Here is a 15,881-nt window from a genome sequence, read left to right as displayed (position 1 = left end):
CCCACCGGGCTCAGTGGTCCGGGGCCTCGTTGCCGCCCCGGGCCACGCAGTCCGCGAGGTGGTCGTCGACCAGGCCGCACGCCTGCATCAGGGCGTAGGCCGTGGTCGGGCCGACGAAGCGGACGCCGCGCTTCTTGAGGGCCTTGGACAGGGCCGTGGACCCGTCGGTGACCGCCGGGACGTCGGCGAGCGTGCGCGGGGCCGGGCGGGTCGCCGGGTCGGGGGCGTGGGACCAGATCAGGGCGTCGAGTTCGCCCGGCTCCCAGCCGGCGAGCAGCTTCGCGTTGGCGAGGGTGGCGTCGATCTTGGCCCGGTTGCGGATGATGCCCGCGTCCAGGAGGAGCCGCTCGCGGTCCTCGTCGCCGAAGGCGGCGACGGCGGCGATGCCGAAGCCGGCGAACGCCCGCCGGAAGCCCTCGCGGCGGCGCAGGATCGTGATCCAGGACAGGCCCGACTGGAAGGCCTCCAGACAGAGCCGCTCGAAGAGGGCGTCGTCGCCGTGGACCGGGCGGCCCCACTCCTCGTCGTGGTACGCCACGTAGTCCTCGGCCGACAGGCCCCAGGGACAGCGCGCGAGGCCGTCCGGGCCGACGGCCGTCCCGCCGGCCGTCACGAGCGGTCGTCCTCCGCGCCGCCGGAGGCGGACCCGGGGCCGGCGGCGGGGCCGAACCCGGGGCCGGCGGCGGGACCCGGGCCGAAACCGGGGCCGTCGCCCGCGCCCGTGAGCGCCTCCTCCAGCTCGGCGATCCGGGCGTCCCGCTCGGCGAGCTCCGCGCCGAGGCGGACCAGGACGTCGTCCACGTCCGCCATGCGGTAGCCCCGGGCGGCGACGGGGAGGCGGAGCGCCTCGACGTCGGCGCGGTCGACCGGCCGGCTGACCGGCAGGGGGTCGACGAGCTGCTCGGGCGCCACGTCGGGCAGCACCTCGCTGTCGCCGCCGCCGACCACGGCCAGGGTCACCGCGGCCACGACCACGACCATCGTGATGAGCAGAAACCAGAACACCTGCGCGCCTCTTCCCGGAGTGGAAACCGTCCGGTGCCGATCGTGCCATGCGTCACCGACGGTTAGGGTCGCAGGCGAACGGATGCGAGGGAGGACAAAAGGGATGCTGCGCTTGGGACGGCGTGAATTCGGTCCGCACGAGCCGGTGATCATGGCGATCGTGAACCGGACCCCGGACTCCTTCTACGACCGGGGTGCGACCTTCCTGGACGAGCCGGCGCTCGCCCGGGTCGAGCGGGCCGTGGCCGAGGGGGCGGCGATCGTCGACATCGGCGGGGTGAAGGCGGGCCCCGGCGAGGAGGTGACGGCCGAGGAGGAGGCGCGGCGCACGGTCGGTTTCGTCGCCGAGGTCCGCAGGCGCCACCCGGACGTGGTGATCAGCGTGGACACCTGGCGGGCGGACGTCGGCGAGGCGGTCTGCGAGGCCGGCGCGGACGTCCTGAACGACGCGTGGGGCGGGGTCGACCCCCGGCTCGCGGAGGTGGCGGGGAAGTACGGGGCGGGGCTCGTCTGCACGCACGCGGGCGGCGCGGAGCCGCGGACCCGGCCGCACCGGGTCGCGTACGAGGACGTGATGGCCGACGTCCTGCGGGTGACCGTGGGGCTCGCGGAGCGGGCGGCGGCGCTGGGGGTGCGCCGGGACGGGATCATGATCGACCCGGGCCACGACTTCGGGAAGAACACCCGGCACAGCCTGGAGGCGACCCGGCGGCTCGGCGAGATGGCGGAGACGGGCTGGCCGGTGCTGGTGTCCCTGTCGAACAAGGACTTCGTGGGCGAGACGCTGGACCGCCCGGTGCAGGAGCGGCTGCTCGGCACCCTGGCGACGACGGCGGTGTCCGCGTGGCTGGGGGCGCGGGTGTACCGGGTGCACGAGGTCGCGGAGACCAGGCAGGTCCTGGACATGGTGGCGTCCATCGCGGGCCACCGGCCGCCGGCGGTGGCGCGGCGCGGACTGGCGTAGCGCGGCGGGGCGGGGGCGCTTGGACCCGGCGCCCCCGCCCCGGGCTCCTACTTGCCCGTCTCCTTCGTCACCAGCGCCACCGCCTCTTCCACGTCGTCCGTGACGTGGAAGAGCAGCAGGTCCTGCTCCGCGGCCTTGCCGCCCGCGACGACCGCGTCGCGCAGCCAGTCGACGAGGCCCTTCCAGTACTCCGTGCCGAAGAGGACGATCGGGAAGCGGGTGACCTTGCGGGTCTGCACCAGGGTGAGCGCCTCGAAGAGCTCGTCGAGGGTGCCGAGGCCGCCGGGCAGGACGACGAATCCCTGGGCGTATTTGACGAACATCATTTTCCTGGCGAAAAAGTACCGAAAATTCACACCGATATCGACGTACTGGTTCAACCCCTGCTCGAAGGGCAGCTCGATGCCGAGGCCCACCGAGACCCCCTCGGCCTCGCTGGCCCCCTTGTTGGCCGCCTCCATGGCGCCGGGGCCGCCGCCCGTGATGACCGCGAAGCCCGCCTCGACGAGCGCCCGGCCGAGCCGTACGCCCGCCTCGTACTCGGGCGAGTCCGGCTTGGTGCGGGCCGAGCCGAAGACGCTGATCGCGCTCGGCAGTTCGGCGAGGGCGCCGAAGCCCTCGACGAACTCGGACTGGATGCGCATGACCCGCCAGGGGTCGGTGTGCACCCACTCCGAGTCGCCCTCGGTGTCGAGCAGCCGCTGGTCCGCCGTGCCCGGCTGGACCTGGTCCCTGCGCCTGAGCACCGGGCCCTGACGCTGCTCCTCGGGCTTCGCCACTCCCTCGGGAATGCCCATGGCCTGCTCCCTCCGCCGATCGGCGGTCCGCCGTGGACCGCCAACTGATCTTCTGGTCCGGTCAGGGTAGGACGACACAGGTGACGAAACGCGAAATTACGGAAGTCGGGCAGTCAGCCAGTCGCGGAGGCGTGCCTCGCAGTGGTGGATCCGCTCGACGACGACGTGCTCGTCCCGCTTGTGCGCGTACGTGGGATCGCCGGGCCCGTAGTTGACGGCGGGCACGCCGAGGGCGCTGAAGCGGGAGACGTCGGTCCAGCCGAACTTGGGGTGCGCGCTGCCGCCGACGGCCTTCATGAAGGCCTCCGCGGCGGGGTGGGAGAGGCCGGGCAGGGCGCCGGGGCTCTCGTCGTCGACGACCAGGTCGGCGATGTCGCAGTCGGCGAAGACCTCGCGGACGTGGGCCAGGGCCTCGGCCGGGGAGCGGTCGGGCGCGTACCGGTAGTTGACGGTGACGGTGCAGGCGTCGGGGATGACGTTGGTGGCGACGCCGCCCTCGATCGCCACGGCGTTGAGGCCCTCGTGGTACTCCAGGCCGTCGATGACCGGCTTGCGCGGCTCGTACGCGGCGAGGCGGGCGAGGATCGGGGCGGCGGCGTGGACGGCGTTGGAGCCCATCCAGGAGCGGGCGGAGTGGGCGCGCTCGCCCGCGGTGTGCAGGATGACGCGCAGGGTGCCCTGGCAGCCGCCCTCGACCTGGCCGTCGGAGGGTTCGAGGAGGACGGCGAAGTCGCCCTCCAGCCAGTCGGGGTGCGCGGCGGCGATCTTCCCGAGGCCGTTGAGGTCGGCGGCGACCTCCTCGTTGTCGTAGAAGACGAAGGTGAGGTCGCGGTTGGGCTCGGGGACGGTGGCGGCGATCCGGAGCTGGACGGCGACGCCGGACTTCATGTCGGAGGTGCCGCAGCCCCACAGGACGCCGTCCTCGTCGAGCCGGGAGGGCACGTTGTCGGCGATCGGCACGGTGTCGATGTGGCCGGCGAGGACGACCCGCTCCCCGCGGCCGAGCGTCGTGCGGGCGACGACGTTGTTGCCGTACCGGTCGACGGTGAGGTGCGGCAGGGCGCGCAGGGCCCGCTCGATCGCGTCCGCGAGGGGCCGCTCGGTCCCGCTGACGGACGGGAAGTCGACGAGGGCGGCGGTGAGCGCGGCCCCGTCCCGGGAGAGGTCGAGGGGGGCGTCGGGCGGGGTGATGTCAGCCATATGCCGACCCTAACCCGGCCTCCAGTACGGTGGGCCCCGTGTCCGAGCCCAACCGCCCCGCCCGCCGCGGCCGCCTCGCCCGTTCCGCGGCCGCCCTCGCCGTGCTCCTCGGCCTTGCCTCGTACGTCGGCCTCCACCAGATGACCGGCAGCAGGGGCACCCCCCGGTGCAGTGTGGGCAGTGGCGACCACCGGTACGAGTTCACTCCGGAGCAGGCGTCCAACGCGGCGACGATCTCGGCCGTGGGCACCACCCGGGGGCTGCCGGAGCGGGCGGTGACGATCGCGCTCGCGACGGCGCTCCAGGAGTCGGCGCTGCGGAACATCGCGCACGGCGACCGGGATTCGCTCGGCCTCTTCCAGCAGCGTCCCTCGATGGGCTGGGGGACGCCGGCGCAGATCATGGACCCGGTGTACTCGGCGGGGAGGTTCTACGCGGGCCTGGAGAAGGTCCCGGGGTACTCGCGGCTGCCGCTGACGGTGGCGGCGCAGAAGGTGCAGAAGAGCGGCTTCCCGCAGGCGTACGCGAAGCACGAGCCGGACGCCGCGCTGCTCGCCGCCGCCCTGACGGGCCGGACGCCGGCCGGGCTCTCCTGCACGGCGAACCCGGAGGAGGGCCGGCCGGGCGATCCGCGGAAGGTGCGCGCGGAGCTGATACGGGCCTTCGGCGAGAAGGCGGCCCCGACGGCGGTGACCGGCGGTCCGAGCGCGGGCCGGTCGGCGGCGGAGCCGACGGTGCTCGTGGTGCCGGTGCGGCCGGTGGCGGACGAGCGGCGCGGCTGGGAGCTGGCGCAGTGGGCGGTGGCGCGGGCGGGGTCGCTGCGCATCGCGGAGGTCTCCTACCGGGACCGGGTCTGGCGCGCGGGCGAGGCCCTCGGCGGCTGGTCGAAGCCCTCGGGCACCCCGGCGGCGGGCGGCGAATCCGTCCGCATACGGCTGGCGCGGTAGCCGGAACCCGCCGGAACCTCCCGTACGGCCGTTCCCTCCCTCACTCGCCCGTGGCACGGCCCCGGTCCGGGAGACGGGGAATTCGGCGCGCCTTCGGAGCGCGTTTCCCGGCCACCATTTCCGACCCCCAATTCCCTTGCAGGGCAAGGGAAGTGACGGTTCGCCAGGTGCCCGCGCGATGACGCCTTCGTCCATTTTCCTCCCCGCCCGCCCCTACGGCGCATTGCCAATTCTTTACCTTCGACCTCCGCAACCTCTCCCTCCCCGGAGCCGGTTGTCACTGCGTCCGAACGCACACGTCGCACCTCGTCGAAGGAGCACCATGTCCCTCCCCCTGACCCGCCGGATCGCCCGCGCCGCCCTCCTCCTCGCGGCCGGAGCAGCCCCCGTGGTCGGTGCGGCCGGCTCCGCGAGCGCCCTCGACCACAGCCTCGCGCCGACCGGCGCCCTGGGCAGCCTGACCGCCCTGGACGTCGCCGAGGCGGGCGGCACCGTCGACGGCGCCTCGCGGTCCACCACGAGCGTCGTCGGCCAGGCCGGCGAGACCGCCGCCCCGGTCGCCCAGAAGGTCGCCGGCGACGCCGCCGGCAGCACCGCGGGCCAGGTCGTCGGCAAGACCGCCGGCGCGGCCGCCGAGAGCGCCGAGGGCCCGACCGGCGGCGCCCTGGGCGGCGGCCTCGGCGGGCTGCCGACCGGCCAGACGCTGGGCGGCCTGCCCCTCGGCGGCTGACCTCCGCGCGGAACGCCGGAAGGGCCCGGGGAGCGTCGCGCTCCCCGGGCCCTTCCGTGTGCCCCGGCCCTTCCGTGTGCCCCGGGCCCTTCCGTGTGCCCCGGGCCCTTCCGTGTGCCCCGGGTCTTCGTCCGCGTCCGGGCCTTCGTGCGTCCGGGTGTCAGCCCAGGCGCTTGACGGCCGCCTCGACCCGCTCGTCGGTCGCCGTGAACGCCACCCGCACGAAGCGCTCCCCGGCCTCGCCGTAGAAGTCGCCCGGCGCCACCAGGATCCCCTTCTCCGCCAGGTGCGCCACGGTCTCCCAGCACGGCTCGTCCCGGGTCGCCCACAGGTACAGGCTCGCCTCGCTGTGCTCGATCCGGAAGCCGTGCGCCTCCAGGGCCGCCCGCAGCGCCGCCCGCCGGGCCGCGTACCGCGCGCGCTGCTCGGCCACGTGCGCGTCGTCGCCGAGCGCCGCGACCGTCGCCGCCTGCACCGGGGCCGCGGTCATCATGCCGCCGTGCTTGCGGATCTGGAGCAGCTCCCCGAGCACGGCCGGGTCGCCCGCGGCGAACGCCGCCCGGTAACCGGCCAGGTTGGAGCGCTTGGAGAGCGAGTGGACGGCGACGATCCCCTCGTACGAACCGCCGTTGACGTCAGGGTGCAGCACGGAGACCGGGTCGGCCTCCCAGCCCAGCTCCAGGTAGCACTCGTCGGAGAAGACCAGGACGCCGTGCTCGCGCGCCCAGGCCACGATCCGGGTCAGCTCCTCCTTCGGGAGGACCTTCCCGGTCGGGTTGGACGGGGAGTTGAGCCAGAGCAGCCTCACCGCGGCCGGGTCGAGGTCGGCGACCGGGTCGTCGTAGACGACGGGGGTCGCGCCGCAGAGCCGCGCGCCGACCTCGTACGTCGGGTACGCGAGGCGCGGGTAGGCGACCGCGTCCCCCGCGCCGAGCCCCAGCTGGGTCGGCAGCCAGGCCACCAGCTCCTTGGAGCCGACCACCGGGAGGACGTTCTCGTGGGCGAACCCGACCGCGCCGAGGCGCCGCTCGCACCAGCCGGTGAGCGCGTCCCGCAGCGCCGGGGTCCCCCACACCGTCGGATAGCCCGGCGAGTCCGCCGCCGCCACCAGGGCCTCCTGGATCAGCGCGGGGACCGGGTCGACGGGCGTGCCGACGGACAGGTCCACGATCCCGTCCGGGTGCGCCAGGGCCGTCTTCTTGTACGGCTCCAGCCTGTCCCAGGGGAAGACGGGGAGGCGCGAGGAGACTGCGCTCACGGGTTGGCTCACTTCCTCGTAGGGGCTCGTGCGGGCCCGTACGGACTGGTGGTCTCGGACCGGCTGTCCCGGACCGGTCGTCTCGGGAAACGCGTCGGTCCCGCACGGCGGTCGACGCCGTACGGGACCGGATGCGGTCGATCAGCCGTTCTGCGGCGGCAGGGCGGCGACGAAGGGGTGGTCGCGCTCGATCTCGCCGAGCTTGGAGGCACCACCGGGCGAACCGAGCTCGTCGAAGAACTCGACGTTCGCCTTGTAGTAGTCCTTCCACTCCTCCGGGGTGTCGTCCTCGTAGAAGATCGCCTCGACCGGGCAAACCGGCTCACAGGCCCCGCAGTCGACGCATTCGTCCGGGTGGATGTACAAGGACCTCTTGCCCTCGTAGATGCAGTCGACGGGGCACTCCTCGATGCACGCCTTGTCCTTGACGTCGACACAAGGCTGCGCGATGACGTAGGTCACGCTGTCGTTCCTCCTCGATAGGGCTGGTCTGCGCGGGAGCGCGGCGTCGTCGATGCCCGCACCTAGTATCTCCGTTCTCGGGGGCGATCCGAACAGGAGGGGTGGAGAAGCAGTGGAATTCACCGGCGGTGGACGCCTTGAGATCCGTGTCACCAGCGCTGACGTGGGAAAACGTGTCTCCGTTCGGTACGTGACCGACTCGGGCGAGGCGGGCGGCATGTTCACCGACGCGGTCGGAGTTCTCACATCATGGGACGGGGGCGTGCTGCTGATCACACGAAGGAGCGGCGAGGCCGTCCGGATCGCGGAATCCTCACTGGTCGCGGGCAAGGTCGTGCCCGCCGCACCGGCCCGCCGGCGCGGCCCTTCGGCCACCTTCCCGGAGCTGGCGCGGGCCACCGCGCGCGCGTGGCAGCCGGTCGAGAGCGAGGCGCTCGGGGGGTGGACGCTGCGGGCCTCCGACGGATTCACCCGGCGGGCCAACTCCGTGCTGCCGCTCGGTGATCCGGGGCTCCCGGTCGCCGAGGCGCTGCCGCGCGTGCGGGAGTGGTACGCGGACCGGAAGCTGCCCGCGTACGTCCAGGCCGCGACCGGCGCCGAGGGCACCCAGGAGCTGCTCTGCGCCGAGCTGGAGCGGCTCGGCTGGCGGCGCGAGGTGTCCGCAGAGGTGCGGATCGCGGCGCTCGCCCCGATCGGGGACCTGGACGCCGACGTCTCCGCCGTCCGCCTCTCCCGCACGGTCGACGAGGCGTGGCTGCGCCGCTACCGGCGCTTCGGGGAGCCGGGCCCGGCGGTGCGGGCGGTCCTCGCCTCCGGCCCGAGCGTGTGGTTCGCGTCCGTGGCGGGCCCGGAGGAGGCGCCGGCGGCCATCGGCCGCTGCGTGGTCGACGGACGCTGGGCCGGCTTCATGGCCGTCGAGGTCGACCCGGCGCGGCGGCGCCGGGGCCTGGCCACGTCCGTGATGACCGCGCTCGCCCGCCGGGCCCTGGACGAGGGCGCGTCGGCGGCCTGGCTCCAGGTGGAGGCCGACAACGACGGCGCGCGGGCGCTGTACGACGGGATGGGCTTCGCGTCCCACCACCACTACCACCACTACCGGCGGGCGGAGTCGTGACGGAGGAGGACCCCCTCGGCGACCCGGCCGGCGAACCGGCGGACGAGGCCCCCGGGCCGCCCGACTGGCGTCGGGAGTTCGCGGAGGAGGCACGGGCCGAGCGGCCCGACCTCGCGCGGCTCTGTCTGCTCATCGGGGCGGTGGCCGACCCCTCCGTCACCCGGCACGACCTCGACGGGGCCGAGATCGAACTCGACCGGCTCGCCGGGCTCGTCCCGTACACGACCCGCCGCACCGGCGACTGGGCCGCCGCGCTCGCCGCGCTCCTCGGCCGCCGCGAGGGGTTCGAGGGCGTGCCCGCCGACTACCAGCGCCTGGAGTCCTCGCTGCTCCACGAGGTGCTCCGGCGCCGCCGGGGGCTGCCGATCCTGCTCTCGGTCGTGTGGATGGAGGTCGCCCGCCGGGCCGGGGCGCCCGTGTACGGTCTCGGGCTGCCCGGCCACTTCGTCGTCGGCTTCGGCGACCCGGCCGACCTGGACCTCGCGGACCCGTTCGCGGGCGGGCGGGCCATGACGGGCACGGACGCCGAACTCCTGGTGACGAGCGCGACCGGCGAGGCGCTCGACCGCTCGATGCTCCGGCCGGCCGAGCCCGGCGCGATCGTGCTGCGCGTCCTCAACAACATCCGCGCCTGGGCGGCCCCCCGCCCCGAGCGCTCCGGCGTCGCCCTGTGGGCGGTGGAGCTCGCCCTGCTCCTCCCCTCCCACCCGGCGAGGCTCCGCTACGAGCGCGCCGAGCTGCTGGTGCGGCGCGGGGACTTCCTGACGGGCGCGGTGGAGATGGAGGCGTACGCGCAGGTGATGGACGCGGTGGACCCGGAGGCGGCGACCACGATCCGGCGGCGGGCGCTGGCGGCGCGGGCCCGGCTGAACTAGCGGGCGCCGGCGGGGCCGGGAACGGCCGTGGGGGCGAGTGGTCCACCACTCGCCCCCACGGCCGTTCGTGTCCGGGCCCGTCAGCCCTGGCCGGACAGGTCGATCGTCTTCGTGCGCTCGGCGGGCGTCTTGCCGAGGAGCGCGTCGCGCATCACGAAGGCCACGTCGTCGGCGGAGACCTCGTGCTTGCTGCCGTCGCCCTTGGTGATCATGACGCCGTCGAAGGCGCCGTCCAGGAGCCGCTCGATGGCCTTCTTGTCGTAGACCTCGACCAGGCGGCCGTCGACGGCCTTCATGGAGAGGATCTGCGGCAGCGACCGCGCCGGACCGAACTGGATCTCCTTGCCGCCCGCCCTGATCGTGATCCGGTCGGACATCGCGGGCTCCGCGAACTCCTTCAGGGCCCGGTCCAGCTCGGCCTGGGTGACCGACGGCCGGCGGGACGTGACCGGCAGCTCGACCAGCCTGGTCTGCCCCGTCTCGACCTGGGCGCGGAAGGCGTCCTTGACCGAGAACATCGCGCGCCGGACGTCCAGGCCCTTGCCGGGCCTGCCCGCGACCGGGGTCACCTTGTTCGGCGCGAAGAGGATCGTGCCCTCGGTCGCGGAGCCGGAGGTGCCCGCCAGGTCGGTCAGGGCGACGGCGAGCTTCTCGTCGTCGACCGGGAAGACCGGCTTGGCGATCCGCTCGCCGCCGAAGAGGGAGCCGATGACCGAGACGGGGTTGTAGTCGCTGCCCGCGGCGCCCCGGACGGTCTCCTGGCTGTCGAGGGACAGGCCCGCCTTGTCCGGGGGCAGCTGGACCTTCTTGCCCGCGACGGAGAGCTGGAGCGGGGCGAGGGTGCGCTTGCCGAGCGCCTTCTCCAGCTTGTTGACGCCCTCCTCCTTCGTGCCGCCGCCGATGTCCACGCCGAGCACCGTGGTGCCCTTGGGGACGTCGGACTGGTTGAGGAGCAGTCCCGCGCCGTAGGCGAGGCCGAGGAGGCCGACGACTCCGGCGCCGAGGAGGACCAGCTTGGAGCGGCCCTTCTTCGCCGGGGCCCGGCCGGCCGCGGGGGCCTGGCGCGCGGCCGGGGCGGGAGCGGGGGCCGGGGCCGGCCGCTCCTCGATCCTCGGGGTGAGGTTCGGGCGGGCCGCCGCCGGCGGGACCACGGGGATGCCGCTGGTGAGCGTGTCGCCGGAGACGGGGCCGGCGCCCCCGGCCGCCGGGCCGCCCGGGCCGGGGCCACGGCCGGGGCCGGAGGCCGGGGCGGGCTGCTGGGGCGTCAGGATCGCGGTGTCGTCGGACATGCGCGGGGCGCCGCCGGGGAACGGGGAGCCCGCGCCCTGACCGCCCGCGCCCTGGCCCTGGGCCGGTCCCTGGCCCTGAGCGGGTCCCGGTACCTGGCCCTGTCCCCGGAAGGGGCCCTGGCCCGTGCCGCCGGGGCCGCCGGGGCCGCCGGGGCCGCCGAACGAGGCGATGCCACTGGCCGGGCCGGTGGTCGGACCGGTCGGGGCCGCCGGACCGCGCCGGACGGGCGTGCCGCCGGCCGGGGTCCCGTCGTACAGGGACGTGCCACCGGCGGGGGTGCCGTCGTACTGCGGCACACCGCCGGCGGGGGTGCCGTCGTAGCGCGGCACACCGCCCGCGGGCGTCCCGTCGTACCTCGGCGTGCCGCCCGCCGGGGTCCCGTCGTACGCCGGCGTCCCGCCCGCGGGCGTGCCGGTCTCGTAGAGCGGGTTGCCGGGGACGGGGCCGGGGACGGGGCCGGGCTGGGCGACCGGGCGGCTCGACGGGGTGCCGCCGACCGTCGGGACGCCCGAGGTCGCGGAGCCCGCGAAGCCCGTGCCCGGGGCGTCCGGGCCGGGAGCCGTCCGCTTCGGGCCCGGCGCGGGGGCCGGGGACGGCGCGGGGGCGGGCGCGGGCGCCGAGGACTTGCGGGGGGCGAACCAGTCGCTCGTCTCCTTCGCCTTCGGAGCGGCCTCCTCGGCCCTCGGCGGCTCCGGGGCCGCCAGCGGCTCGGGCTCCGGCTCCACGGCGGGGGCGGGCTCCGGCTCGGGCTCGGGGGCGGGCGCCTCGTTGACCGTCTTGCGGACCACGACCGGCGGAATCGGACGCGAACCCGGGATGTTGATCCGGATCCGGGTCGTCAGGGTCGTCTCGGTCTTGGGCTCCTCCGGCGGCGCGGACGCGGCGGTCTCCTCCGGCGCGTCCTGCGAGGGGTGGAGCGACGGATACTGGCGGGAACCGTACGGCGGGGTACCCGAGGGGTATGCGGCTCCACCGCGCCCCTGGGCGCCGGAGGACGGACTGTCAGTCTCTCGACCAGTTTCACGACTCAAAGCAGGATCTCCCGGTTGGCTCCACCGCCCGCTCTTGCTGATGCTCGTGTGTCCCGGGCGGTTCGGCGGCGCGCACCACCATACTGGCCGCCGCCGTCACGCACCCGACCCCCGGGCCGCCGACGACGGGCAATCCGGCCGAAGTCGGGACGTCCCCGACCTCAAGTCCTCCTGCTCACCGGGGTGGACGCGGCAGCCGGGCCAGCGTGGTGCACATCACAGCGATGCCCATGCCCCCGAAGAGGAAGAGCAGCTCGCCGACGCCCCCGCCGAACACCCCGTCGCCCTCCGGGCGTCCGAAGCTGAGCAGGACGACGGCGACGAGCCAGCCGCCGCCCGCGGCGGCCACGCCGACCTGGGTGCCGGTGGCGCGCAGCCCGCCGTAGAAGAGGCCCCCGGTGGCGAGCAGCGCGAGGAGCAGGCCGGCGGGGAGCCAGGCGGCCTGGACGAGGGCCCCGGCGGTCCCGACGAGGGCGCCGAGGACGAACAGGAGGCCGTACCAGACGTACCGGGCGGTGCGGGAGACGGGGAGGCCGTCGGACGCGGGGCCGGAGCGGGCGGAGCCGGCCGGCGGGGGGCCGCCCGCGGCGGGGCGGCCCGGGGAGGCCGCGCGCCCCCGCGACGGCGGGTTCGGGGAGGAATTCGGGGAGGAGGACGAGGGGCTCACGCGGTCACCCCCGCGAAGAGGTCCGTCTCGCGCTCGCCCTCGGGGGCGCCGGGGACGCCCCGGACCAGCTCGTAGTACTCGGTGGTGAGGAGCGGCTGCCCGAGGTCGTTGGAGAGGGCGAAGAAGGGCCCGTCGACCGTGACTTGGGTGGCGTGCGCGGCCATCGCGGCGCTCTTGCGGGCCGCCTGCTCCGGGGTCGCGGCGATCTCGGCGGTGATCCGGTCCTCGCCGACGACGCCGGGGACGTCGGCGACGTCCGCGACCGCCGGGAAGGCGGAGCCCTCGGCGCGCAGCCGGGCGAAGCCCGCCTCGACGACGGGGCGCGGGACGCGGTTCCAGTAGACCTTGGCGATCGTGTGGGCCGGGCCGAGATCGGGGCGGAAGGCCGGGTCGGCGGCCAGTTCGGCGGCGCGGGTGGCGACCCGGTGGGCCTGGACGTGGTCGGGGTGGCCGTAGCCGCCGTCGGGGTCGTAGGTGACCAGGACCTGGGGGCGGGTCTCGCGGATCACCTCGACGAGGTACGGGGCGGCGGTGTCGACGTCCGTGTTCCAGAAGGCGCCGTCCCGCCCGTTCTGCTCGACGCCCATCATCCCCGAGTCGCGGAAGCGCCCCGGGCCGCCGAGGAAGCGGTGGTCGGTGACGCCCAGCTCGGCCATCGCGGCCGCGAGTTCGCCGACGCGGTGCGGGCCGAGCCGGTCCTCCCGGTCCGGGGCCAGGTGGGCGAGGCCGGGCGGGATGACCTCGCCCTCCTCGCCGCGCGTGCAGGTGACGAGGGTGACGAGGGCGCCCTCGGCCGCGTACCTGGCCATGGTGACGCCGTTGTTGATCGACTCGTCGTCCGGATGCGCGTGCACGAGCAGCAGACGGCGGGCGGGGAGATCGGACATGCCCCCACCCTACGAGGTCGAAGGCCCGCGGGGCCGGACCGGGAGGAGGCCCGTCACGCGCGGGTGCTCAGAACTTGAGACCGCCGATCATGCCCGCCACGTTCGTCGTGAGGGTGCTGATGGACGGGGCGATGGACGAGCTCGCCAGGTAGAAGCCCAGGAGCGCACAGATCGCCGCATGTCCCGCCTTCAACCCGGATTTCCGGATCAGAAGGAAGACGACGATCGCCAGCAGCACCACCACGGAGATCGAGAGTGCCACGGCGGTTCACCTCCACACTTCTTCGGTCGGACTTCTTCGGTCTGTTTGTCCGGAGCGGTTCGGGCAAGGAGCAAGGAGCATGTGCCAGACGGATGCATACCCACCCAGCGCTACGGATCATAACTATCCGTGCCATCGCATCGATCGGCGGACGGAGGCACGAGGGGGGCGCACAGCGCTAGTTTCGGCCTCATGACCCTGTCTCGACAGCAGCCGGCCACATCCTCGGCCGGGCTCTCCTTCCCCCGCCAGCACGCCCGGACCCAGCGTTTCACCCTGGGGGTCCCGCGCGGTTTCTCGGTCTCCCCCGACGGGGAGCGCGTGGTGTTCGTCAGATCCGCCTCCGGCACGGACCGTTCGCACCGGCTCTGGGTGCTCGACCTGCCCCCGGGCGGCGCGCCGGCGGAGCGGGTGGCCGCCGACCCGGAGGTGCTGCTCGCGGGCGCGGCGGAGGAGTTGTCCCCGCAGGAGCGGGCGCGCCGGGAGCGGAGCCGGGAGGGCTCGGCCGGGATCGTGGCGTACGCGGTGGACGGGGCCGTGGAGTTGGCGGCGTTCGCCCTCTCGGGGCGGCTGTTCGCGGCGGAGCTGCGGGCGGGGACGGCGCGGGAGCTGCCGGTGCCGGGCCCGGTGATCGACCCGCGTCCCTCGCCGGACGGGCGGCTCGTGGCGTACGTGGCGGAGGGCGCGCTGCGGGTGGTGGGCTCGGACGGCGCGGACGACCGGGAACTGGCCGGTCCGGAGGGTCCGCACGTCTCCTACGGATTGGCCGAATTCATCGCCTCGGAGGAGATGGGGCGGTATCGGGGCCACTGGTGGTCCCCGGACTCGGACCGGCTGCTCGTCGCGCGGGTGGACGACCGGGCGGTGCGGAGCTGGTGGATCGCGGACCCGGCGCACCCGGAGCGGGAGCCGCGGCGGGTGGGGTACCCGGCGGCGGGCACGGACAACGCGGAGGTGCGGCTGTTCGTCGTGGGCCTCGACGGGTCCCGCACGGAGGTGGAGTGGGACCGGGAGCGGTACCCGTACCTGGCGCGGGTGCACTGGTCGGCGGCCGGGGCGCCGCTGCTGCTCGTCCAGACGCGGGAGCAGCGGGAGCAGCTGCACCTGGCGGTGGACCCGGCGAGCGGGGCGACCTCGGTCGTACGGGCCGAGGAGGACCCGGCGTGGCTGGAGCTGCTCCCGGGGGCGCCGGCGTGGAGCGCGGACGGGCGGCTGGTGCGGATCGCGGACGTCGCGGACGGGGGCGCGGACGTGGACACGGGCGACGGCGGGGCGCGGGTCCTGGCCGTCGGGGACCGGGCGCTGACCGACGGGCGGCTGCACGTCCGGGCGGTGCTCGACGTCGGCCCCGACGACGTCCTCGTGTCGGCCTCGGCGGGCGCGTCCGCGCGGGCGCCGGAGACCGGCGAGGTCCACGTCTACCGGGTGACCGGGGAGGGCGCCGAGCGGCTCTCCGAGGGCGTCGGCGTGCACGGCGCGGTGCGCGCGGGGGCGGTGACCGTCCTGGTGTCGGCGCGCCCGGAGGAGCCGGGCGGCGTGGCGCGGGTGCTGCGGGACGGCGCGCAGGTGGCGGTGGTCGCCTCGTACGCGCAGCGGCCGGTGGTCTCGGCCCGGGCGCGGCTCACGGAGGCCGGGGCCCGGCGGATCCCGTGCGCGGTGCTGCTGCCCTCGGGGTACGCGGAGGGCGACGGGCCGCTGCCGGTCCTGATGGATCCGTACGGCGGCCCGCACGGGCAGCGGGTGGTGGCCGCGCACAATCCGCACCTGACGTCCCAGTGGTTCGCCGACCAGGGCTTCGCGGTGGTCGTGGCGGACGGGCGCGGCACGCCGGGCCGCTCCCCCGCCTGGGAGAAGGCGATCCTGCGCGACCTGACGCCGACGCTGGACGACCAGGTGGAGGCGCTGCACGCGCTCGCCGGGCGCTTCCCCCTCGACCTGGGGCGGGTGGCGGTCCGGGGCTGGTCGTACGGCGGCTATCTGGCGGCCAGGGCGGTGCTCCGGCGGCCGGACGTCTTCCACGCGGCCGTCGTCGGGGCGCCGGTGACGGACTGGCGGCTCTACGACACGCACTACACGGAGCGGTACCTCGGCACCCCGCAGGACGACCCGGAGGTGTACGCGGCCCAGTCGCTGCTCACCGACGACGGGCTGTCGTCGCCGGAGGTGCCGGTCCGGCCGATGATGGTCGTGCACGGGCTCGCGGACGACAACGTGGTGGTGGGGCACGCGCTGCGGCTCTCCTCCGCGCTGCTCGCGGCGGGCCGGCCGCACGAGGTGCTGCCGCTGTCGGGGGTCACGCACATGACGCCGCAGGAGCAGGTGGCGGAGAACCTGCTCCTGCTCCAGGTGGACTTCCTGAGGCGGTCCCTCGGCCTCGACCGGGACTGAGGCC

At 75.1% G+C, this 15,881-nt stretch carries 16 protein-coding genes; 6 read left to right on the top strand and 10 right to left on the bottom strand.

Going from position 1 to position 15,881, the window contains the following annotated elements:
• Positions 1–10 precede the first annotated feature (10 nt).
• Positions 11–613 carry a DNA-3-methyladenine glycosylase I gene (locus tag ADL08_RS05425; RefSeq protein ID WP_053640892.1) on the bottom strand — a complete coding sequence of 201 codons (603 nt, stop codon included), beginning with the start codon at positions 611–613 and terminating at the stop codon, positions 11–13.
• Positions 610–1,005, bottom strand: coding sequence for a hypothetical protein (locus tag ADL08_RS05420; protein WP_053640891.1), 396 nt, complete (start codon positions 1,003–1,005; stop codon positions 610–612). Before ADL08_RS05420 ends, ADL08_RS05425 begins: the two co-directional genes overlap by 4 nt.
• Positions 1,006–1,108: 103 nt before the next feature.
• On the opposite strand from ADL08_RS05420, the gene folP reads away from it, so the two are divergent.
• Positions 1,109–1,969, top strand: coding sequence for a dihydropteroate synthase (folP, locus tag ADL08_RS05415; RefSeq protein ID WP_053640890.1), 861 nt, complete (start codon positions 1,109–1,111; stop codon positions 1,967–1,969).
• 47 nt (positions 1,970–2,016) lie between these two features.
• Here folP and ADL08_RS05410 read toward each other — a convergent pair whose 3' ends face one another.
• The gene (locus ADL08_RS05410) at positions 2,017–2,766 is read right to left on the bottom strand and encodes a TIGR00730 family Rossman fold protein (protein ID WP_053640889.1); all 750 of its coding nucleotides are present in this window, start codon (positions 2,764–2,766) and stop codon (positions 2,017–2,019) included.
• Positions 2,767–2,862: 96 nt separating this feature from the next.
• Complete coding sequence (gene dapE / locus ADL08_RS05405) at positions 2,863–3,966, bottom strand: succinyl-diaminopimelate desuccinylase (RefSeq protein WP_053640888.1); 1,104 nt, start codon at positions 3,964–3,966, stop codon at positions 2,863–2,865.
• Between the two features lie 29 nt (positions 3,967–3,995).
• Between dapE and ADL08_RS05400 the strand changes: the two genes are divergently transcribed.
• Together ADL08_RS05400 and ADL08_RS05395 are read left to right on the top strand one after the other, a co-directional pair.
• A complete protein-coding gene (locus ADL08_RS05400; RefSeq protein ID WP_053640887.1) occupies positions 3,996–4,913 on the top strand; it encodes a hypothetical protein in 918 nt (305 codons plus the stop codon).
• Between the two features lie 322 nt (positions 4,914–5,235).
• Positions 5,236–5,643, top strand: coding sequence for a hypothetical protein (locus ADL08_RS05395; protein WP_053640886.1), 408 nt, complete (start codon positions 5,236–5,238; stop codon positions 5,641–5,643).
• A gap of 160 nt (positions 5,644–5,803) precedes the next feature.
• Here the strand turns inward: ADL08_RS05395 and dapC are convergent, their stop codons facing one another.
• Positions 5,804–6,901, bottom strand: coding sequence for a succinyldiaminopimelate transaminase (gene dapC, locus ADL08_RS05390; protein ID WP_053640885.1), 1,098 nt, complete (start codon positions 6,899–6,901; stop codon positions 5,804–5,806).
• A 141-nt stretch (positions 6,902–7,042) separates the two neighbouring features.
• Complete coding sequence (fdxA, locus tag ADL08_RS05385; RefSeq protein WP_053640884.1) at positions 7,043–7,363, bottom strand: ferredoxin; 321 nt, start codon at positions 7,361–7,363, stop codon at positions 7,043–7,045.
• 112 nt (positions 7,364–7,475) lie between these two features.
• On the opposite strand from fdxA, the gene ADL08_RS05380 reads away from it, so the two are divergent.
• Both ADL08_RS05380 and ADL08_RS05375 read left to right on the top strand, forming a co-directional pair.
• On the top strand, positions 7,476–8,477 hold the full coding sequence (locus ADL08_RS05380; protein WP_053640883.1) for a GNAT family N-acetyltransferase: 1,002 nt from the start codon (positions 7,476–7,478) through the stop codon (positions 8,475–8,477).
• Entirely contained in the window at positions 8,474–9,352 is an 879-nt protein-coding gene (locus tag ADL08_RS05375; protein WP_053640882.1) for a tetratricopeptide repeat protein, read from the top strand. The genes ADL08_RS05380 and ADL08_RS05375 overlap by 4 nt, the downstream gene beginning before the upstream one ends.
• Positions 9,353–9,432: 80 nt before the next feature.
• Here the strand turns inward: ADL08_RS05375 and ADL08_RS05370 are convergent, their stop codons facing one another.
• The 4 genes from ADL08_RS05370 to ADL08_RS05355 form a co-directional block, all read right to left on the bottom strand.
• The gene (locus ADL08_RS05370; protein WP_420709566.1) at positions 9,433–11,673 is read right to left on the bottom strand and encodes a hypothetical protein; all 2,241 of its coding nucleotides are present in this window, start codon (positions 11,671–11,673) and stop codon (positions 9,433–9,435) included.
• Between the two features lie 175 nt (positions 11,674–11,848).
• Positions 11,849–12,340, bottom strand: a complete 492-nt coding sequence (locus tag ADL08_RS37910; protein ID WP_053640880.1) for a DUF6113 family protein — start codon at positions 12,338–12,340, stop codon at positions 11,849–11,851.
• The gene (mshB, locus tag ADL08_RS05360; RefSeq protein ID WP_053640879.1) at positions 12,337–13,227 is read right to left on the bottom strand and encodes an N-acetyl-1-D-myo-inositol-2-amino-2-deoxy-alpha-D-glucopyranoside deacetylase; all 891 of its coding nucleotides are present in this window, start codon (positions 13,225–13,227) and stop codon (positions 12,337–12,339) included. The genes ADL08_RS37910 and mshB overlap by 4 nt, the downstream gene beginning before the upstream one ends.
• 67 nt (positions 13,228–13,294) lie before the next feature.
• On the bottom strand, positions 13,295–13,489 hold the full coding sequence (locus ADL08_RS05355) for a hypothetical protein (protein WP_053640878.1): 195 nt from the start codon (positions 13,487–13,489) through the stop codon (positions 13,295–13,297).
• A gap of 192 nt (positions 13,490–13,681) precedes the next feature.
• Here ADL08_RS05355 and ADL08_RS05350 point away from each other — a divergent pair, with 192 nt between their 5' ends.
• Positions 13,682–15,877, top strand: a complete 2,196-nt coding sequence (locus ADL08_RS05350; protein ID WP_053640877.1) for a S9 family peptidase — start codon at positions 13,682–13,684, stop codon at positions 15,875–15,877.
• Positions 15,878–15,881 lie beyond the last annotated feature (4 nt).

The sequence above is a fragment of the Streptomyces sp. NRRL F-6492 genome (genome assembly GCF_001280125.1).
Lineage (GTDB): Bacteria > Actinomycetota > Actinomycetes > Streptomycetales > Streptomycetaceae > Streptomyces.
The sequence above is the reverse complement of the archived record's forward strand: the minus strand, read 5'-3'. Positions and strand labels throughout refer to the sequence as shown.

Coding starts and splice junctions, on each gene's coding strand:
- ADL08_RS05395 (WP_053640886.1), top strand. CDS start 5,236: ATGTCCCTCCCCCTGACCCGCCGGATCGCCCGCGCCGCCCTCCTCCTC.
- ADL08_RS05350 (WP_053640877.1), top strand. CDS start 13,682: ATGACCCTGTCTCGACAGCAGCCGGCCACATCCTCGGCCGGGCTCTCC.
- dapE (WP_053640888.1), bottom strand. CDS start 3,966: ATGGCTGACATCACCCCGCCCGACGCCCCCCTCGACCTCTCCCGGGAC.
- ADL08_RS05410 (WP_053640889.1), bottom strand. CDS start 2,766: ATGGGCATTCCCGAGGGAGTGGCGAAGCCCGAGGAGCAGCGTCAGGGC.
- folP (WP_053640890.1), top strand. CDS start 1,109: ATGCTGCGCTTGGGACGGCGTGAATTCGGTCCGCACGAGCCGGTGATC.
- mshB (WP_053640879.1), bottom strand. CDS start 13,227: ATGTCCGATCTCCCCGCCCGCCGTCTGCTGCTCGTGCACGCGCATCCG.